Below are 18,714 nucleotides of genomic sequence, written 5' to 3'. Positions count from 1 at the left end.
ATGCGTATCCGTACGATCCCGGCGGTGGCCGCCGGCTCCGCCCTGGCGCTGCTGGCCCTGACCGGCTGCGGGGCCGCCGACATGACCCGGCAGGCGTCGCCCTTCGCGAACGCCCAGGGGGCCAGGACCGTCACCCTGTCCGTGCAGTCCTGGGTGGGCGCACAGGCCAACGTGGCCGTCGCCCGGTACCTGCTGGAGCACGAGCTCGGCTACCGCGTCGACACCGTCCAGGTCGACGAGGTGCCCGCCTGGGACGCGCTCAGCCAGGGCAGGGTCGACGCGATCCTGGAGGACTGGGGACATCCCGAGCAGGAACGGCGCTACGTCGAGGAGAAGAAGACCATCGCCCCCGGCGGCGACCTCGGCGTCACCGGGCACATCGGCTGGTACGTGCCGACGTACTTCGCCGAGCAGCACCCGGACGTCACCGACTGGAAGAACCTCAACAAGTACGCCGACCGGTTCCGCACCCCCGAGAGCGGCGGCAAGGGACAGCTGATGGACGGCTCGCCGTCCTACGTCACCAACGACAAGGCGCTGGTGAAGAACCTGAAGCTGGACTACCGGGTGGTGTTCGCCGGCTCCGAGGCGGCGCAGATCACCCAGATCAAGCAGTTCGCCAAGGAGAAGAAGCCCTTCCTCACCTACTGGTACACGCCCCAGTGGCTGTTCGAGCAGGTGCCGATGACCGAGGTGAAGCTGCCGCCCTACGAGGAGGGCTGCGACGCCGATCCGGCGGAGGTCGCCTGCGCCTACCCGGTCACGCCGCTGCAGAAGTACCTGAACGCGGACTTCGCCGAGAACGGCGGCGAGGCGGCGGAACTGCTCCGGAACTTCCGGTGGACGACGGAGGACCAGAACGAGGTCTCCCTGATGATCGCCGACCGGAAGCTGTCACCGGGGGAGGCGGCGAAGAAGTGGGTGGACAGCCACCCGTCCGTCTGGAAGAAGTGGCTGCCCTGACCCCCGGCGCGGCGGCGGGACGGCACCGGTGACCCTCACCGGTGCTGTCCCGGCCGGTAGTGGCCCGGCGTCATCCGGCACGTCACACCGAACCGGTTCCACGCGTTGATGACCGTGATCGCGGCGATCAGCTGGGACAGCTCCGCCTCGTCGAAGTGCCCGGCGGCCCGCTCGTACACCTCGTCGGGCACGAAACCGTCCGTCAGCACAGTGACGGCCTCCGTCAGCTCGATCGCCGCGAGCTCCTTCTCCGTGTAGAAGTGCCGCGACTCCTCCCACGCGGTGAGCTGCACGATCCGCTCGACGCTCTCGCCGGCCGCGAGGGCGTCCTTGCTGTGCATGTCCAGGCAGAAGGCGCAGTGGTTGATCTGGGAGGCGCGGATCTTCACCAGTTCGTACAGCGTGGGGTCGAGGCCCTTCCGGGCGGCGGAGTCCAGCCGGACCATCGCCTTGTAGACCTCGGGGGCGTGCCGGGCCCATTCCACACGGGCGGGCGCCTCGGCGGCGTACGCCGGGGTCGGGATCGGGGCCGGTGTCGTCTCGGTGGTGGTCATGTCCCGACCCTACGAGCGGTGCGGCCCAGGAGTATGGTCCATTCCCATGGCGGAACGCTGGGCCACTTTCGGCATCGACCTCCACCTCGACCCGGCCGGTCCCGGCCTGCGCCGCGGGCTCACCGACGCCCTGCGCGAGGCCGTCCGCACCGGCCGCCTCGCCCCGGGCACCCGTCTGCCCTCCTCCCGCTCCCTCGCCGCGGACCTCGGCATCGCCCGCAACACCGTCGCCGACGCCTACGCCGACCTGGTCGCCGAGGGCAGGCTCACCGCCCGGCAGGGCTCCGGCACCCGCGTCGCCGACCGCGTGGACCCCGGCCCGCCGGCCCCCGCCCCGGCCCCCCGCCGGACGCCCGGCCGCCTCCCCTACAGCCTGGTTCCCGGCACCCCCGACCTCGCCTCCTTCCCCCGGGCGGAATGGCTGAGGGCCACCCGCCGCGCCCTCGCCGCCGCGCCCCACGAGGCCTTCGGCTACGGCGACCCGCGGGGCCGCCCCGAACTGCGCACCGCCCTCGCGGACTATCTGGCGCGCGTCCGCGGCGTGCGCGCCGACCCCGAACACCTCGTCGTCTGCGCGGGTTTCGCCCACGGCCTCCGCCTCCTCTGCGAGGCCCTGCACGCCCGCGGCGCCCGCACCCTGGCCGTGGAGTCCTACGGTCTGGACGCCCACTGGAACCTGGCCACCCGCGCCGGCCTGACCACCACCCCGCTGCCCCACGACACCCTCGGCACACGCGCCCACGAGCCGGGGTCCGCCGACGCGGTGCTGCTCAGCCCCGCCCACCAGTTCCCCCTGGGCGGCGCCCTGGTCCCGGAACGCCGCGCCGCCGTCGTCGACCGGGCCCGCCGCACCGGCACCCTGATCCTGGAGGACGACTACGACGGCGAGTTCCGCTACGACCGCCAGCCCGTCGGCGCGCTCCAGGACCTCGACCCCGACCACGTCGTCTACCTCGGCACGGCCAGCAAGTCCCTCGCCCCGGGCCTCCGCCTGGGCTGGGCGGTCGTGCCCCCGTCGCTGCTCCCCGCCGTCACCGAGCAGGGCGGCGGCCTCCCGGTCGGTGTCGTCGAACAGCTCGCCCTCGCCGAGTTCCTCACCTCCGGCGCCTACGACCGTCACGTCCGCGCCGCCCGCCTGCGCTACCGCCGGCGCCGCGACGCCCTGGTCCGGGCCCTCGCCGAACGGGCACCCGACGTCCAGGTCACCGGCATCGCAGCCGGCCTGCACGCCGTCCTGCGGCTGCCGCCCGGCACCGAACGGTCCGTCGTCCAGGCGGCCGCCTGGCACGGCCTCTCCGTCCTCGGCCTCTCCCGCTTCCGCCACCCCGACGCCGGCGCCACCTCGCCCGACGCGCTGGTCGTCGGCTACGCCACCCCGCCCGACCACGCCTGGACGGCCACCCTGGAGGCCCTGTGCAGGGCGCTGCCCTGAGGAACGATGCGCGCATTCGGCGCCAAGGGGCGCAAAGGGCCGCCGCCGTGGCGCCGGCGGACGGGGGCTGTGGTGACCGGACGCGGGGCGGTCTCTAGGCTGTCCGCCGCGAGCCGGGAGCGGACAGGGCCCCGGCGGGCGGCGGAAGCGGCACACAGGGGGAGACATGGCGGAGTCACGGCGGCGGTTGCGGTCGAGCACGGTGGTGCTCGGCGGGATGGGGGTGCTCGCGGCGGCCCTGACCTCCTGCGGGTCGGACCCCGACCGGCGGTGCGTGGACCGGGACAGCTACGACTACGTCAAGGGCTACAAGGTCGTCGCGGACAAGAACTGCACGTCCTCCGGCTCCTCCGGTTCCTACGGCAAGAGCAGGTCCCGCGGCGGCGACGCCGACTGGTACTACGACGCGGACGTCCGGTCCGGCTACGCCGAGCGCGGCACGTTCAGCCGCAGCGAGGCGGTCGACCGGGGCGGCTTCGGCTGCTCGGGCTCCGGCAGCGGCGGCGGCTGAGCGGATCGTGGAACGGCGCACCATCGAGCCCCGCCCCGGCTGGCAGGAGACCGTCGAGGAGCAGGGGCTCGTCTACCCGCTCACCCGCTACCCCGACGGGTCGCTGCGCCCCTACTGGGACGAGAGCGCCTACTACGTCTTCTCCCTGGAGGAGGTCGAGGCGCTGGAGGAGGTCGTCGAGGAACTGCACCGCATGTGCCTCGCGGCGGCCGAGCACATCGTCACCGCCGACCGCTTCGCCGACCTCGGCATCACCGACCCGCGGATCGCCCGCGCGGTCGCCGAGGCCTGGCACCGGCGCGCCGAACTTCCCTCGCTCTACGGCCGCTTCGACCTCCGCTACGACGGCACGGGCCCCGCGAAGCTGCTGGAGTACAACGCGGACACCCCGACCTCCCTGGTGGAGGCCGCCTCGCCCCAGTGGTTCTGGATGGAGGACCGCTTCCCCGGCGCCGACCAGTGGAACTCCCTCCACGAGCGCCTCGTCGACGCCTGGCGGAAGCAGGCCCCCCTCCTGCCGCCGGGCAGCCCCCTGTACTTCGCCCACTCCTCCGCCGACGAGCTCGGCGAGGACCTGATGACCGTCGCCTACCTCAAGGAGACCGCCGAGCAGGCCGGTCTCGACACCGACTGGCTGTCCATGGAGGAGATCGGCTGGGACCGCCTCTCCGGCCGCTTCGTCGACAACGGGCTCCGCTTCATCCGCAGCATCTTCAAGCTGTACCCCTGGGAGTGGCTGACCACCGACCGCTTCGCCGGTCATGTGCTCGACACCCTCGACAACGGCGGCGGCACCGGCACCACCCTCTGGATCGAGCCCGCCTGGAAGATGCTGCTCAGCAACAAGGCCCTGCTCGCGATCCTCTGGGAGCTCTACCCCGGCCACCCCAACCTCCTCCCCGCCCACCTCGACGGCCCGCGGGAGCTGGCCGACACCACCGGCTGGGTCGCCAAGCCCCTGCTCGGCCGCGAGGGCGCGGGAGTGACCGTCCACCGGCCCGGCGCCGACCCGGTGCTCCGCGACGAACCCTGCTGCTATCAACAGCTGGCCCCGCTGCCCGACTTCGACGGCAACCACGTCGTCCTCGGCACCTGGGTGGTGGAGAACGAGGCGGCGGGACTCGGCATCCGGGAGTCCTCGGGCCTGGTGACCGACGACTACGCCCGTTTCCTTCCACACGTGATCCTCTAGGGGGTGCCGGCGCCCGTATGGTGGACGCCCTCCCGTGGCACTGCGTGCCGCCCGGTAACCTGACCGTGGGCCGTGACTGGCGCGCTGGGATGGACCAACCATCGGGAAGCGGCCCCCGGACCCGCACACCGCCGGGGCCGGCACCGTGCCGTGCGCCTGGGCCGTACCGTGAACGCCGAACGCCACGTCCGGAGGTCCTCCATGTCTGCCGAGCCCCTCTCCACCGCTTCCACCGCCTTCCGCTCCGCACTCGACGTGATCCGCACCGTCGAGCCGCGTGTCGCCGACGCCATCGGCCAGGAGGTCGCCGACCAGCGCGAGATGCTCAAGCTGATCGCCTCCGAGAACTACGCCTCCCCGGCCACCCTCCTCGCGATGGGGAACTGGTTCAGCGACAAGTACGCCGAGGGCACCGTCGGCCGCCGCTTCTACGCCGGCTGCCGCAACGTGGACACCGTCGAGTCGCTCGCCTCCGAGCACGCCAGGGAGCTGTTCGGCGCCCGCCACGCCTACGTCCAGCCGCACTCCGGCATCGACGCCAACCTCGTCGCCTTCTGGGCGGTCCTCGCCGACCGCGTCGAGGCCCCCTTCCTGGAGAAGACCGGCGCCCGCCAGGTCAACGACCTCTCCGAGGCCGACTGGGCCGAACTCCGCCAGGCCTTCGGCAACCAGCGCATGCTCGGCATGTCCCTGGACGCCGGCGGCCACCTCACCCACGGCTTCCGCCCGAACATCTCCGGCAAGATGTTCGACCAGCGCTCCTACGGCACCGACCCGGCCACCGGTCTGATCGACTACGAGGCCCTGCGCGCCACCGCCCGCGAGTTCAAGCCGCTGATCATCGTCGCCGGCTACTCCGCCTACCCCCGCCTGGTGAACTTCCGGATCATGCGCGAGATCGCCGACGAGGTCGGCGCCACGCTCATGGTCGACATGGCGCACTTCGCCGGTCTCGTCGCCGGCAAGGTGCTCACCGGTGACTTCGACCCGGTCCCGCACGCCCAGATCGTCACCACCACCACCCACAAGTCGCTGCGCGGCCCGCGCGGCGGCATGGTGCTGTGCGACGACTCGCTCAAGGACCAGGTCGACCGCGGCTGCCCGATGGTCCTCGGCGGCCCGCTCCCGCACGTCATGGCCGCCAAGGCCGTCGCCCTCGCGGAGGCCAGGCAGCCCGCCTTCCGGGACTACGCCCAGCGCATCGTGGACAACTCCCGCGCCCTCGCCGAGGGCCTGATGCGCCGGGGCGCCGCCCTGGTCACCGGCGGCACCGACAACCACCTCAACCTGATCGACGTCGCCACCTCCTACGGCCTCACCGGCCGCCAGGCCGAGGCCGCCCTCCTCGACTCGGGCATCGTCACCAACCGCAACGCGATCCCCGCCGACCCCAACGGCGCCTGGTACACCTCCGGCATCCGCATCGGCACCCCCGCGCTGACCACCCGTGGTCTGGGCACCGCCGAGATGGACGAGGTGGCCGGCCTCATCGACCGCGTCCTCGGCTCCACGGAGGCCGGCACCACCAAGTCCGGTGCCCGCTCCAAGGCGTCCCACGTCCTCGACGAGAAGATCGCCGACGAGATCTCCCGCCGCGCCACCGACCTGGTCGCCGGCTTCCCGCTGTACCCGGAGGTCGACCTCGGCTGAGGCGCCCCCCGCGCCGACCCGGCGGCCGGGCCACCCACCCGGCCGCCCGGGCGCACGGGGCCCGGTCGGTTCCGGACCGCCTCCCGGGACCTGAGAGAATGGTGAGCATGGCGACTGACCGACCTCGTGTGCTCTCCGGGATCCAGCCCACCGCAGGCTCGTTCCACCTCGGCAATTACCTCGGCGCCGTCCGCCAGTGGGTGGCCCTCCAGGAGACCCACGACGCGTTCTACATGGTCGTCGACCTGCACGCGATCACGCTCCCGCAGGACCCGGACGTGCTGCGCGCCAACACCCGCCTCGCCGCGGCCCAGCTGCTGGCCGCCGGGCTCGACCCGGACCGCTGCACGCTCTTCGTCCAGAGCCACGTGCCCGAGCACGCCCAGCTCGCCTGGGTCATGAACTGCCTCACCGGCTTCGGCGAGGCGTCCCGGATGACGCAGTTCAAGGACAAGTCCGCCAAGCAGGGCGCCGACCGCGCCTCCGTCGGACTGTTCACGTACCCGATCCTCCAGGTCGCGGACATCCTGCTCTACCAGGCCGACGAGGTGCCGGTGGGCGAGGACCAGCGCCAGCACATCGAGCTCACCCGTGACCTCGCCGACCGTTTCAACGGACGGTTCGGCCGGACCTTCACGATGCCGAAGCCGTACATCCTCAAGGAGACGGCGAAGATCTACGACCTCCAGGACCCGTCGATCAAGATGAGCAAGTCGGCGTCCACGCCGAAGGGCCTCATCAACCTCCTGGACGAGCCGAGGACGACCGCCAAGAAGGTGAAGAGCGCGGTCACCGACACCGACACGGTGATCCGCTACGACGTCGTCGAGAAGCCCGGCGTGAGCAACCTGCTCACGATCTATTCGACCCTCACCGGTACGGGCGTCCCCGAACTGGAGGAGAAGTACGCCGGCAAGGGCTACGGTGCGCTCAAGACGGACCTCGCCGAGGTCATGGTCGAGTTCGTGACCCCGTTCAAGGAGCGCACCCAGCAGTACCTCGACGACCCCGAGACCCTCGACTCGGTCCTGGCCAAGGGCGCGGAGAAGGCCCGCGCCGTCGCAGCCGAGACCCTCGCCCGGGCGTACGAGCGGGTCGGCTTCCTCCCCGCCAAGCACTGAACCGGCGCTGAACCGGTCCACGGCCGCGATCCGTACCACCGCACAGCGCTGCACATCACTCCGGTTGCGCCTGCCCGCATCCGGGTCGTGGTCGTACAGTCGATGACAGGGTGACCGCTCCGGCGGTCACCCGGTGCACCACCACCGCGCTTCACCACCACAACGACAGGAGACGACGTGGGGACCGTAACGATCGGTGTGTCGATCGCGGTCCCGGAGCCTCACGGCAGCCGGCTTCAGCAGCTGCGCGCGGGCTTCGGCGACGCCGCGGCTCACGGCATCCCCACGCACGTCACCCTGCTGCCGCCGACGGAGGTCGGCGACACCGACCTGGCGGCCGTCGAGGCGCACCTCGGCGAGGTCGCCGCGGCCGCCCGCCCGTTCCCCATGCGGCTCTCCGGCACCGGCACCTTCCGGCCCCTGACGCCGGTGGTGTTCGTCCAGGTCGTCGAGGGCGGCGCGGCCTGCACCTGGCTGCAGAAGCAGATCCGGTCCGCCTCCGGCCCGGTGGCCCGCGAGCTGCAGTTCCCGTACCACCCGCACGTCACCGTGGCGCACGGGATCGACGAGGCGGCGATGGACCGCGCCCACGCGGAGCTCGCCGACTACGAGGCCCAGTGGGCCTGCACCGGCTTCGCGCTCTACGAGCAGGGTGCCGACGGGGTGTGGCGCAAGCTGCGCGACTTCCCCTTCGGCTCCGTCGTGGTGCCCCCGCAGACCGGCCGCGCGGACCTGGGCTCCGTCTCCGCGCACTGACCCCGCCGCCGCCCTCCCGCGCCTCTCACAGCGGCAGCCGCCGGAACACCCCGCGCGGCAGGTGCCGCAGCGCCGACATCACCACCCGCAGCGCCCCCGGCACCCACACCGTCTCCGTCCGGCGCCGCAGCCCCAGCTCCACGGCCGCCGCGACCGCCTCCGGGGTGGTCGCCAGCGGAGCCTCGGGCAGCCCGTCCGTCATCCGTGTCCGCACGAACCCGGGGCGCACGACCATGACGTGCACGCCCGTGCCGTACAGCGCGTCCCCGAGGCCCTGGGCGAACGCGTCCAGGCCGGCCTTGCTGGAGCCGTAGATGAAGTTCGCGCGGCGGGCCCGCTCGCCCGCCACGGACGACAGCACCACCAGTGAGCCGTGACCCTGCGCCTGGAGGGCCCCGGCGCACACCAGGCCCGCCGAGACGGCGCCGGTGTAGTTGGTCTGCGCGACCCGCACCGCCGCCCGCGGGTCCCGTTCGTCGTGCGCCTGGTCGCCCAGGGTGCCGAAGGCGAGCAGCACCAGGTCGATGTCGCCCTCGGCGAACACCTTGCCGAGGGCGTCCTCGTGGGCGGCGGGGTCCAGCGCGTCGAAGGCGACGGTGCGCACCTCGGCGCCGAGCCCGCGCAACTGCCCGGCGGCCTCGTCCAGGGCGGGGGAGGGGCGGCCGGCGAGCCACACCACGCGGGTGCGGCGGGCGATCAGCCGCCGCGCGGTGGCGAGCGCGATCTCGGACGTGCCGCCGAGGACGAGCAGGGACTGGGGGAGGCCGAAGGCGTCCTTCACGGCAGCTCCTTGTCAGGAGGGTCGACGGTTTCAGAGGTGGAGCCGGCGGGACAGGTCGGAGGTGAACACCCCGCGCGGGTCCAGGGCGGCGCGCAGCGCACGGAAGTCACCCAGGCGGGGGTACATGGCGGGGAGCAGTTCCGGGCGCAGCCGGGAGTCCTTGGCGAGGTAGACGCGCCCGCCGGCGCCCGCCACCTCCTCGTCGAGTTCGTCGAGGAAGCTGCCCAGGCCGGGCAGTCCCGCCGGGACGTCCAGGGCGAGGGTCCAGCCCGGGAGGGGGAAGGACAGCCAGCCCGGGTCGGCGTCGCCGAAGCGTTTGAGGACGGCGAGGAAGGACGGGCAGCGCCGCTCGGAGATCCTGCGCACGATCCGGTGCAGGGCGTCCTCCCGGCCGTGCCCGACGACGAACTGGTACTGGACGAAGCCGCCCCGGCCGTACACCCGGTTCCAGTGCGGCACCCCGTCCAGGGGGTGGAAGAACGCCGGGATCCGCTGGAGCTGCCCGGTCCGCGCGCGGGGCGCCTTGCGGTACCAGAGCTCGTTGAACAGCCCCACGGTGGCGCGGCTGAGCAGGCCCTCGGGGACGAAGGAGGGGGCGGCCGGCAGGCGGGAGGTGCGGAAGGAGAGGGGGTCCCGGCGCGCGCGTGCGCCGCGCGGCAGGGCGTCCAGGGGCGCGTGGTCGCCGCGGGTGAGGACCGCGCGGCCGGTGGCCCGGCCGCGGGCCAGCAGGTCGATCCAGGCGACCGAGTAGCGGTAGCGGTGGTCGGTGCCGGCGAGACGGGCCATCAGGTCGTCCAGGTCGTCGGCGCGTTCGGTGTCGACCGACATCAGCGAGGTCTCGACCGGCTGGAGCCGGATCGTCGCGGTGAGGATCACCCCGGTCAGGCCCATGCCGCCGGCCGTCGCCTCGAACAGCGGCGTGCCCGGGACGACCGTACGGACCTCGCCGTCGGCGGTGAGCAGCTCCAGGGAGAGCACGTGACGGGAGAAGGAGCCGGAGACGTGGTGGTTCTTGCCGTGGATGTCGGCGCCGATCGCCCCGCCGACGGTCACGTAGCGGGTGCCGGGCGTCACCGGCACGAACCAGCCCAGCGGCAGCAGCACCTCCATCAGCCGGTGCAGGGAGACGCCCGCGTCGCACAGCACGGTGCCGCCGTCGGCGTCGATCGCGTGGACGTGGTCCAGGCCGGTCATGTCGAGCACCGCGCCGCCCGCGTTCTGCGCCGCGTCCCCGTACGCCCGCCCCAGGCCCCGCGCGATGCCTCCGCGGGCCCCGCACTCCCGGACGGCCAGGGCGGCCTCCTCGTACGTCCGGGGGCGGATCAGCCGGGCGGTGGTGGGAGCGGTGCGGCCCCATCCCGTGACGGAAACCGTGTCGGCAGACATGACGGCGACCGTATCGCCCCCTTGTGACGCATTGGTTTTGAAACGTCATCGCCGTCCCTGAAACGGGTGATTAATGGGATGTCGCACCGGCAGGGCGGAATTCCGGCCCGCCGAGGGTGAACAGTGGGTCCACATGGACGACCACCACGACCTGCCGCACCCCCGCGGTCTCCGCGGCCTGGACCACCGGATCGTCGCCGCGCTCAGGGCCCGCGGCGCGGACCCGCGCGTGGCCGGGGCCGCGCGGGCCCTGTCCTGGGCGGGGGAGCACGGGGCGCTGTGGCTCGCGGCCGGCCTCACCGGAGCGGCCGTGGACCGGCCGCGGCGCGGTGCCTGGCTGCGCGGCACCGCGCTCACCGCGGGCGCCCACGCCGTCAGCATGGGGGTGAAGCGGATCGTGCGCAGACCCCGCCCCCGCCACGTGGAACCCCTGGTCGGCACCGTCGGCCGGCACTCCTTCCCCAGCTCGCACGCCACCTCCGCGGCGGCCGCCGCCGTCGCCTTCGGCGCGCTGGGCGCCCGCGCGGTGCCCCCGCTGGCCGCGGCCGTGTGCGTCTCCCGGCTGGTGGCCGGCGTCCACTACCCCTCGGACGTGGCGGCCGGCGCCGTCCTGGGCGCGCTCACCGCGCGGCTCGGCGCCCGCTGGATGGCGGGAGGTCCCGCGTGACCGGCACCGCCCTCCTGCGCGACCGCACCGGTCAGCGGCAGGCGCCGCCGCCCTCCGGCGGCGGTCTCCTCACGGGGCTGCTCAGGACCGCGCGCCCCAAGCAGTGGGTCAAGAACGTCCTGGTGGTCGCAGCGCCGGCCGCCGCCGGCGAGCTGTTCTCCGCCGGCGCCCCGGCCCGCCTCGCCCTGGTCTTCGTCCTCTTCACCGCCTGCGCCGCCGCCGTCTACCTGGTCAACGACGCCCGGGACGCCGAGGCCGACCGCGCCCACCCCACCAAGTGCCGCCGCCCGGTCGCCGCCGGCCAGGTCCCGGTGCCGGTCGCCTACACCGCCGGCGTCGTCCTCGGTGTCCTCGCGCCGGTCGCCGCGGCCCGGCTGTGCCCGCCGGAGGTCGCCGCGCTGCTGACCGCCTACCTGGTCATGCAGCTGGCGTACTGCGTCAGCCTCAAGCACGTCCTCGTCGTCGACCTCGTCGTCGTCACCACCGGTTTCGTGATGCGCGCGGTGGCCGGCGGGCTCGCCCTCGGCATCCCGCTCTCGCGCTGGTTCCTGATCACCACCGGGTTCGGCGCGCTGTTCATGGTCGCGGCCAAGCGCTACTCCGAGGCCGTCCAGCTGGCCGGGAAGGAGGGCGCCACACGCGCGTTGCTCACCGAGTACACCACCGGCTACCTGCGCTTCGTGTGGCAGCTCGCCGCCGCCGTGGCCGTCATCGGCTACTGCCTGTGGGCCCTGGAGGACGGCGGGGTGCCGCACACCGGCCTGCTGCCCTGGCGGCAGCTGTCCGTGGTCGCCTTCGTCCTCGCCGTCCTGCGCTACGCCGTCTTCGCCGACCGGGGGAGCGCCGGCGAACCGGAGGACGTGGTCCTCGGCGACCGCGCGCTCGCCGTCATCGGCGTGGTGTGGGCGGCGATGTACGCGCTCGCGGTGGCCGACTGGTGAGGGACCGACTGCGCCGGCACCGCCGGGAACTCGTCGGTTTCGCCACCGCCGGTCTGCTCGCCTACGCCGTCGACCTCGGCCTCTTCGTGTACCTGCGCGGCCCGGGCGGGCTCGACCCGCTGACCGCCAAGGCCCTGTCCTTCGTCGCCGGCTGCGCGGTCGCCTACGCGGGCAACGCGCACGGCACGTACCGCGCCACACGGGTGCGCGGCGCCCGTCCCCTCGCGATGTTCTTCGCGGTCAACCTCGCCGGTGCCGCCGTGCAGCTGCTGTGCCTGGCCGTCAGCCACTACGGGCTCGGTCTCACCTCGCGGCGCGCGGACATCGTGTCCGGTGCCGTGGTCGGCATGGCACTGGCCACCGGTGTCCGGTTCTGGGGCACGAGAACATTGGTCTTCCGCAATGCGGGCAGAGTCCGCTCATGGACTGGCTGAAAAGGCTCCCGGTCGTGGGGCCGTGGGTGACCAGGGCGATGCTCACCCACGCGTGGCGGTCGTTCGAGCGTCTGGACCGCGTGCACTGGACGCGGCTGGCGGCGGCGATGACGTTCCGCAGTTTCGTCGCGCTGTTCCCGCTGCTCACCTTCGCGGCCGCGATCGGCGCCGCCACCCTCGGCCAGGACCAGCAGAAGGCCCTCCAGGACAAGATCACCGAGCAGGTGCCCGGCATCTCCGACCAGATCGGCGACCTGGTGCAGAACGCCGGCACCGTCGGCCTCATCGCCGGTGCCGCCCTGCTGTTCACCGGCGTCAGCTGGGCCGGCGCCATGCGCGACTGCCTGCGCGCGGTGTGGGAGCTGCCCGAGGAGGACGAGAACCCCTTCCTGCGCAAGGGCAAGGACACCGGTGTCCTCGTCGGGCTCGGGGGCGCGCTCCTGCTCACCCTGGTCGCCTCCGCCGTCGCCTCCGCCCTGGTCGGCCGGATCAGCGACGCCATCGGTCTGGAGGAGGGCGGCTGGGGCGGCGTCGTCCTGCACGTCACGGCGTTCGCCGTCGCCGTGGGCGCCGACTTCCTGCTCCTGCTGTACGTCCTCAGCCTGCTGCCCGGCGTCGAACCCACCCGGCGCCGGCTGACCGTCGCCGCGCTCACCGGCGGGGTCGGCTTCGAACTGCTGAAGCTGCTGCTCAGCGGTTATGTGCAGGGCGTGGCCGCGAAGAGCATGTACGGCGCCTTCGGTGTCCCCGTGGCCCTGCTGCTGTGGATCAACTTCACCACGAAGCTGGTCCTGTTCTGCGCCGCCTGGACGGCGACGCCCGGCAAACGGGACGAGGGCCCGGAGGGCGCCGCGGTCACGGACGCGGGCGACGGCGCACCAGGTCCGGCAGCGGCCAGCGCCGGTTGACCAGGAACCCGCCGCCCGCGAGCAGCAGGAGCACCCCGCCCGTGATGCCCAGCGCGGTCCCGATGCCGTCGGTCCCGCCGCCCGCCGGGGCGCTCGCCACCGGCTTCGACCCGGCCACCACACCCCCGGCCTCACCCGGGGAGGCGGACGGACCCGGCTGCGCACCCGCCTGGACGGCGCTCTTCGGCGGCACCAGCTCACCGACCGGTTCGACCTTGCCGGCCGCCCGGAAGCCCCAGTCGAGGAGCCGCGCGGTCTCCTTGTAGACCTCGTTGGACTCGTCCTTCTGCGGGTTCATCACGGTGACCAGCAGCACCTTGCCGTTCCGCTCGGCGACACCGGTGAAGGTGGCGCCGGCGTTGGTGGTGTTGCCGTTCTTCACGCCAGCTATGCCCTGGTAGACGGGGACGTCGGAGTCGCCGCTCAGCAGCCGGTTGGTGTTCTGGATCTCGAAGGACCCCCGGACCTTCTTGCCCTTCTTGTTCTTCTTCGTCTCCCCCGGGAACTTCGCCCGGACCGTCGAGGCGTACTCCCGGAAGTCCTTCTTCTGCAGCCCCGAGCGGGCGATCAGCGTCAGGTCGTACGCGGACGACACCTGTCCGTCGGCGTCGTAGCCGTCCGGGCTGACCACCTGCGTGTCGAACGCCTGGAGTTCGCCGGCGTGCGCGTTCATGTCCCGGACGGTGTTCTCGACGCCCCCGTTCATCGCCGTCAGCACGTGCACGGCGTCGTTGCCGGAGCGGAGGAAGACACCCAGCCACAGTTCGTGGACGGTGTACGTCTCCTCCTCCTTGATCCCGACCATGCTGGAACCGGAGCCGACCCCGGCCAGGTCGGAGACCTCCACCTTGTGCTGCGTCGTCTTGGGCCACTTCGGCAGCAGCGTGTCGGCGAACAGCATCTTCAGGGTGCTCGCCGGGGCCAGCCGCCAGTGCGCGTTGTGCGCGGCGAGGACCTCACCGGACTCCGCGTCGGCGACGATCCAGGACCGGGCCGACAGCTCCTTCGGCAGCACCGGCACCCCGCTCGCCAGGTTGACCTGCGTGCCCGGCTGCCCGAGCCGCGCGCCGCCCACCGTGGACATCCCGGCGGGGGGTGTGACCGACGGTGTCGGCGAGGGCTTCGGGGCCGCCAGGGCGACGGGCGCGGTCAGCGCGGTGGACAGCAGGACCGTGGCAGCGACCAGCAGGGAGCGCCGGACGGTGTTCTTGGGTGCGGGCACGGTCGGAAACGTACATGCCACGCCCGAGGATGTCCCGCCCCGGTCCCCACCCCGGGAAAGGAACCGGACAGGGGCCGGTGATACTGGACGCATGCCGTGCTCATCCGGGGGACAACCCCTGGTCCCCCGGCCGCCCGCGGGAGCCCGGTGCCGCGACGAAAGGTCCTGTTCGGTGAAGCTCAGCCGCCCCGTCTCCTGGTTCCTGCTCGCCTTCGGGGTGTGGAGCTGGATCATCTGGATCACTTTCGTCAAGAACCTGGTCAAGGACAGCAGCGGGCTCGCGTTCGAAAACGGGAATCCGACGGCGTACTTCTTCGTTCATCTGACGCTGGCCGTCGTCTCCTTCGTATGGGGGACGGTCATCGGGGGCATCGGGTTGCGCGGACTGCGCGCATTGAGCCGGACGTCACGGACGACGTCGTAACGAAAAGCAGGGGAACACCGCACCGTGGCCATCGTCGTCTTCGTACTCGTCGCGCTCCTGGTCCTGGCCGTCCTGGTCACGGGCAACTGGTACCTGTGGCGACGCCTGTTCCGGGACACCACACAGGGCCCGGGCGCGGTGCGCCGCGCCGGCGCGGTGGTGATCGTCACGGGCTGGGCGCTGACCGTCGGCGCGTTCGTCACCTCGCGGTCCGACGTGCCCTTCTGGCTCAAGCAGCTGCTGGCCTGGCCGGGGTACCTGTGGCTGGCGCTGAGCCTGTACCTGCTGCTGGCGGTGCTCGCGGGTGAGCTGGTGCGGCCGGTGCTGCGCGGAGTCCTCCAGCGGCGGGACCGGTCCGCGGAGACGACGGCGGCCCCGGCGGCCCCGGCGGCCCCGGCGGAGGCGCGGGCGGACGTGCCGGCGGAGCCGGAGACCGTACCGCCGGACCGGGGTGCGGGCGCCGCGCGGGACGCCGGACCGGGTGGCGGCGGAGCGTCCGCGGCGCCGGAGGCCCCGGCGGCCGGGCCCTCGCGCCGGCTCTTCGTCTCCCGGGTCGTCGGCGGGGCCGCCGCCGCGGCGGCCGTGGCGACGGTCGGCCACGGGACGTACGGGGTGCTGCGCGGTCCGGGCGTGAAGCGGGTCACCGTGCCGCTGGCCAAGCTGCCCCGGGCGGCGCACGGTTACCGCATCGCGGTGGTCAGCGACATCCACCTCGGGCCGGTGCTGGGGCGGGGGTTCGCGCAGAAGGTCGTCGACACGATCAACTCGACCCAGCCGGACCTGATCGCGGTGGTCGGCGACCTGGTGGACGGCAGCGTGAAGGACCTCGGACCGGCCGCGGCGCCGCTGGCGCAGCTCAGGGCACGGCACGGGTCGTTCTTCGTCACCGGCAACCACGAGTACTTCTCGGGCGCCGAGCAGTGGGTCGAGGAGGTCCGGCGGCTGGGGCTGACCCCGCTGGAGAACGCGCGCAGGGAGCTGCCGCACTTCGACCTGGCCGGGGTCAACGACGTGGCCGGCGAGGACGAGGGGCAGGGGCCGGACTACGCACGGGCGTTGGGCGACCGGGACCGGGGACGGGCCAGTGTGCTGCTGGCGCACCAGCCCGTGCAGATCCACGAGGCCGTGGAGTACGGGGTGGACCTGCAGCTGTCCGGTCACACGCACGGGGGCCAGCTGTGGCCCGCGAACCTGCTCGCCGGTGCCGCGAATCCGACGCTGGCGGGTCTCGACCGGTACGGGGACACGCAGTTGTACGTCAGCCGCGGTGCGGGGGCGTGGGGGCCGCCCACCCGGGTGGGCGCGCCGTCGGACATCACGGTGATCGAGCTCGCGTCGCGGGAGGCGTGAGAGGCGCCGGCCGGCGCCGGGGCGGCGGGGGCCCCGCTCCCGTGCCGGTCCGGTGCGGGACAGCCGGTGCGGGACCGGGACCGTGCGGGCCCGGTCCTGTCCGGCTTCACCGCCCCGGCCCGCCCGGGGCGCCGTCGTGTCCGGGTCGGGGCGCTGTCGCGCGGGCCCGGGGAAGTCCGGGCTCGTCGTCCCCGTCCGCCGGGGCCGTCGCCGGGTCCGGTGCCCGGTGGTTCGGGAGGGTCACCGTGACGGCCAGGCCCTCGCCCGGTGCCGTGGTCACCGCCACCTCGCCGCCGTGCGCCCGCACGACCCCCTGCACGATCGCCATGCCCAGCCCGCTGCCCGCGCCCCCGCCCACCCGGAAGAAGCGGTCGAAGACCCGGGCGGCGTCCTCGGGCGCGAGCCCCGGCCCCTGATCCGTCACGGACAGCCGGACCTCCCCGTCGCCCCGGGCCACCTCCAGCAGCACCGGCACGTCCGCCGGGGTGTGCGTGCGCACGTTGCCGAGCAGGTTGCCCAGGACCTGCCGGAGCCCCGCCTCGTCCGCGTGCACCAGCACCGAGCCGCCGGCGTCCACGGTCACCGGACGGCCCGGCTGCTGCACCCGTACGTCCTCCGCCGCCTCCCGCACCAGCCGGCACACGTCGACGTTCCGCAGCCGCAGTTCGGGGCGCTGGTCCAGCCGGGCCAGCACCAGCAGCTCGTCGACCAGCCGGGCCATCCGCTCGGACTCCGTCATCATCCGGTCCCAGGCCCGCTTGCGCTCCACCGGCTCCCGCAGCATCCCCCGGTCGTACAGCTGGAGGTAACCGCGTATCGCGGCCAGCGGTGTGCGCAGCTCGTGCGAGGCGTCGGCGACGAACCGGCGCAGCTGGGCCGCGCTGCGCTCGCGCGTGCGGTACGCCGACTCCACCTGCTGGAGCATCGAGTTGAGCGCGAGCCGCAGCTGCTCCACCTCGAGGATCGGGTCCCGGCTGGAGGGCACCCGCCGAGTCAGGTCGCCCTCCGCGATCGCCGACGACGTCTCCACCATGTCCTCCAGCGGCCGCATCCGGCGCCGCACACTGAACATGGTGAGACAGGCCAGCAGCGACAGCAGCAGCGTGCCGATCGCCAGGTCGAACTTGACCGCCTTGGCGACCACGTCGTGCACCGCCTCGGTGGAGGCGGCGATCATGACGTACGTGCCGTCCGCGAGCCGGGTGGCGGTGACCCGGTAGGCGGAGCCGCGCACGGTGACGTCGCGCGGCTCCGGGTCCCGCAGCAGCGTCCGCACGTCGCCCACCGCGTCCGCCAGGGCCCGCTGGGAGTCGGTCGGCGCGAAACCGAGGATGCCGACGGGCTCGCCCCGGGCGTCCACGGCGGCGAAGATCGAGTCGGGGTCGGCCTCCCCCTTCCAGTCCGGGTCCACCCGGTCGCGGAAGAAGCTCAGCACGCTCAGTGAGTCGATCTGCCGCAGCGTCAGCTCCGAGCCGCCCAGCGAGTCCCGGGTCCGGGTCAGCTCGGCGTCGATCTGGTCGAGCAGGTAGTAGCGCATGCCCAGCACGCTCACCACGGTGGCGGCGACGATGCCCAGCGCCAGCAGCACCACGTTGGCCAGGGTCAGTTGGCCGCGCAGCGAGTGAACGCCCCGCATCCGGCCCGGCTTCCGTGCGGGAAGCCTCACGTCAGCCCGTACCCGACCCCGCGCCGGGTGGTGATCACCGGCGGGCCCAGGGTGTCGAGTTTGCGCCGCAGGTAGCTGATGTAGGTCTCGACGACGGTCGACTCGGCGGGCGCGTGCTCGTACTGCCAGACGTGGCGCAGGAGTTGCTCCTTGGGCACGATCCGGCCGCCGTTGCGCACCAGGAAGCGCAGCAGCGCGTACTCGGTGGGGGTGAGTTCCACCGAGCGGCCCGCGCGGCGCACCGAGTACGTCGTCTCGTCCAGTTCGAGGTCGCCGTGGCGCAGCGGCGCCCGCTGCGGGAGCACGTCGGCGGGGCGGGTGCGGCGCAGCACGGCGGTGATCCGGGCGACCACCTCGTCGATGTTGAACGGCTTGGTGATGTAGTCGTCGCCGAAGCCGAGCGCGCCGACGATCTCGGCGGGCGCGTCCCGTGCGGTGAGGAAGACCAGCGCCAGCTCCGGCCGCCGGGCGCGCAGTTCGCGGCCGAGGGCGCGGCCGTCCCCGTCGGGCAGCATCACGTCGAGCAGGGCGGCGTCGGGGCGGGTGTGCTCGGTCAGCGCGAGCGCCTCGCGGACCGTGCCCGCGGTCATGACCTCGAAGCGGTGGTAGCGCAGGGCGATGGCGAGGACGTCCGCGATGCTCTCCTCGTCCTCCACGACCAGCACGGTGCCGGGAGCTGTCGTCATGCCCCCAGTATCGGCGCGGCCGCCCGCCGCCGTACGGGTTGCCGCCTTGGAGTTCCTTGAGAGTCCGGCG

Annotated in this window: 19 protein-coding genes; 13 read left to right on the top strand and 6 right to left on the bottom strand. The window is 73.3% G+C overall.

Annotation, left to right across the window (positions count from 1 at the left end; genetic code table 11):
* The gene (locus tag IE118_RS14625) at positions 1 to 963 is read left to right on the top strand and encodes an ABC transporter substrate-binding protein (RefSeq protein WP_189558323.1); all 963 of its coding nucleotides are present in this window, start codon (positions 1 to 3) and stop codon (positions 961 to 963) included.
* Between the two features lie 35 nt (positions 964 to 998).
* On the opposite strand, the gene IE118_RS14620 is transcribed toward IE118_RS14625, so the two are convergent.
* On the bottom strand, positions 999 to 1,517 hold the full coding sequence (locus IE118_RS14620; protein ID WP_189558322.1) for a carboxymuconolactone decarboxylase family protein: 519 nt from the start codon (positions 1,515 to 1,517) through the stop codon (positions 999 to 1,001).
* Between the two features lie 46 nt (positions 1,518 to 1,563).
* On the opposite strand from IE118_RS14620, the gene pdxR reads away from it, so the two are divergent.
* The 6 genes from pdxR (at position 1,564) to IE118_RS14590 (ending at position 8,179) form a co-directional block, all read left to right on the top strand.
* Positions 1,564 to 2,949, top strand: coding sequence for a MocR-like pyridoxine biosynthesis transcription factor PdxR (gene pdxR, locus IE118_RS14615; protein WP_189558321.1), 1,386 nt, complete (start codon positions 1,564 to 1,566; stop codon positions 2,947 to 2,949).
* Between the two features lie 166 nt (positions 2,950 to 3,115).
* Positions 3,116 to 3,460, top strand: a complete 345-nt coding sequence (locus IE118_RS14610) for a hypothetical protein (RefSeq protein WP_189558320.1) — start codon at positions 3,116 to 3,118, stop codon at positions 3,458 to 3,460.
* A gap of 7 nt (positions 3,461 to 3,467) precedes the next feature.
* Complete coding sequence (locus tag IE118_RS14605) at positions 3,468 to 4,652, top strand: glutathionylspermidine synthase family protein (RefSeq protein WP_189558319.1); 1,185 nt, start codon at positions 3,468 to 3,470, stop codon at positions 4,650 to 4,652.
* A gap of 168 nt (positions 4,653 to 4,820) precedes the next feature.
* Positions 4,821 to 6,302 carry a glycine hydroxymethyltransferase gene (locus IE118_RS14600; protein WP_373298343.1) on the top strand — a complete coding sequence of 494 codons (1,482 nt, stop codon included), beginning with the start codon at positions 4,821 to 4,823 and terminating at the stop codon, positions 6,300 to 6,302.
* 107 nt (positions 6,303 to 6,409) lie between these two features.
* Positions 6,410 to 7,423 (top strand): tryptophan--tRNA ligase, encoded by a 1,014-nt coding sequence (gene trpS, locus IE118_RS14595; protein WP_189558317.1) that lies wholly within the window; start codon positions 6,410 to 6,412, stop codon positions 7,421 to 7,423.
* Between the two features lie 177 nt (positions 7,424 to 7,600).
* Entirely contained in the window at positions 7,601 to 8,179 is a 579-nt protein-coding gene (locus tag IE118_RS14590) for a 2'-5' RNA ligase family protein (RefSeq protein WP_189558316.1), read from the top strand.
* A gap of 25 nt (positions 8,180 to 8,204) precedes the next feature.
* Here IE118_RS14590 and dprE2 read toward each other — a convergent pair whose 3' ends face one another.
* Both dprE2 and dprE1 read right to left on the bottom strand, forming a co-directional pair.
* On the bottom strand, positions 8,205 to 8,960 hold the full coding sequence (gene dprE2 / locus IE118_RS14585) for a decaprenylphospho-beta-D-erythro-pentofuranosid-2-ulose 2-reductase (RefSeq protein WP_189558315.1): 756 nt from the start codon (positions 8,958 to 8,960) through the stop codon (positions 8,205 to 8,207).
* A gap of 30 nt (positions 8,961 to 8,990) precedes the next feature.
* The gene (gene dprE1 / locus IE118_RS14580; RefSeq protein ID WP_189558314.1) at positions 8,991 to 10,346 is read right to left on the bottom strand and encodes a decaprenylphosphoryl-beta-D-ribose oxidase; all 1,356 of its coding nucleotides are present in this window, start codon (positions 10,344 to 10,346) and stop codon (positions 8,991 to 8,993) included.
* A 133-nt stretch (positions 10,347 to 10,479) separates the two neighbouring features.
* On the opposite strand from dprE1, the gene IE118_RS14575 reads away from it, so the two are divergent.
* From IE118_RS14575 to IE118_RS14560, 4 genes are read left to right on the top strand one after another with little or no spacing between them, the layout of a single operon-like run.
* A complete protein-coding gene (locus IE118_RS14575; protein WP_189558313.1) occupies positions 10,480 to 11,013 on the top strand; it encodes a phosphatase PAP2 family protein in 534 nt (177 codons plus the stop codon).
* Positions 11,010 to 11,954, top strand: coding sequence for a decaprenyl-phosphate phosphoribosyltransferase (locus IE118_RS14570; RefSeq protein ID WP_189558312.1), 945 nt, complete (start codon positions 11,010 to 11,012; stop codon positions 11,952 to 11,954). Before IE118_RS14575 ends, IE118_RS14570 begins: the two co-directional genes overlap by 4 nt.
* The gene (locus IE118_RS14565) at positions 11,951 to 12,388 is read left to right on the top strand and encodes a GtrA family protein (protein WP_229846812.1); all 438 of its coding nucleotides are present in this window, start codon (positions 11,951 to 11,953) and stop codon (positions 12,386 to 12,388) included. Before IE118_RS14570 ends, IE118_RS14565 begins: the two co-directional genes overlap by 4 nt.
* Positions 12,376 to 13,296 (top strand): YihY/virulence factor BrkB family protein, encoded by a 921-nt coding sequence (locus IE118_RS14560; protein WP_189558311.1) that lies wholly within the window; start codon positions 12,376 to 12,378, stop codon positions 13,294 to 13,296. Before IE118_RS14565 ends, IE118_RS14560 begins: the two co-directional genes overlap by 13 nt.
* Here the strand turns inward: IE118_RS14560 and IE118_RS14555 are convergent.
* Positions 13,244 to 14,518 (bottom strand): D-alanyl-D-alanine carboxypeptidase family protein, encoded by a 1,275-nt coding sequence (locus IE118_RS14555; protein WP_229846811.1) that lies wholly within the window; start codon positions 14,516 to 14,518, stop codon positions 13,244 to 13,246. The genes IE118_RS14560 and IE118_RS14555 overlap by 53 nt on opposite strands.
* 172 nt (positions 14,519 to 14,690) lie before the next feature.
* Here IE118_RS14555 and IE118_RS14550 point away from each other — a divergent pair, with 172 nt between their 5' ends.
* Both IE118_RS14550 and IE118_RS14545 read left to right on the top strand, forming a co-directional pair.
* On the top strand, positions 14,691 to 14,942 hold the full coding sequence (locus IE118_RS14550; RefSeq protein WP_189558309.1) for an SCO4848 family membrane protein: 252 nt from the start codon (positions 14,691 to 14,693) through the stop codon (positions 14,940 to 14,942).
* A 24-nt stretch (positions 14,943 to 14,966) separates the two neighbouring features.
* The gene (locus IE118_RS14545) at positions 14,967 to 16,292 is read left to right on the top strand and encodes a metallophosphoesterase (RefSeq protein WP_229846810.1); all 1,326 of its coding nucleotides are present in this window, start codon (positions 14,967 to 14,969) and stop codon (positions 16,290 to 16,292) included.
* 106 nt (positions 16,293 to 16,398) lie between these two features.
* Here IE118_RS14545 and IE118_RS14540 read toward each other — a convergent pair whose 3' ends face one another.
* Both IE118_RS14540 and IE118_RS14535 read right to left on the bottom strand, forming a co-directional pair.
* Complete coding sequence (locus tag IE118_RS14540) at positions 16,399 to 17,928, bottom strand: sensor histidine kinase (RefSeq protein ID WP_189558308.1); 1,530 nt, start codon at positions 17,926 to 17,928, stop codon at positions 16,399 to 16,401.
* Positions 17,929 to 17,954: 26 nt separating this feature from the next.
* The gene (locus IE118_RS14535) at positions 17,955 to 18,644 is read right to left on the bottom strand and encodes a response regulator transcription factor (RefSeq protein WP_189558307.1); all 690 of its coding nucleotides are present in this window, start codon (positions 18,642 to 18,644) and stop codon (positions 17,955 to 17,957) included.
* Between the last annotated feature and the right edge of the window lie 70 nt (positions 18,645 to 18,714).

It is taken from the genome of Streptomyces pilosus (assembly GCF_014649835.1).
In the GTDB taxonomy this organism is placed as follows: Bacteria; Actinomycetota; Actinomycetes; order Streptomycetales; family Streptomycetaceae; genus Streptomyces; species Streptomyces pilosus.
The sequence above is the reverse complement of the archived record's forward strand: the minus strand, read 5'-3'. Positions and strand labels throughout refer to the sequence as shown.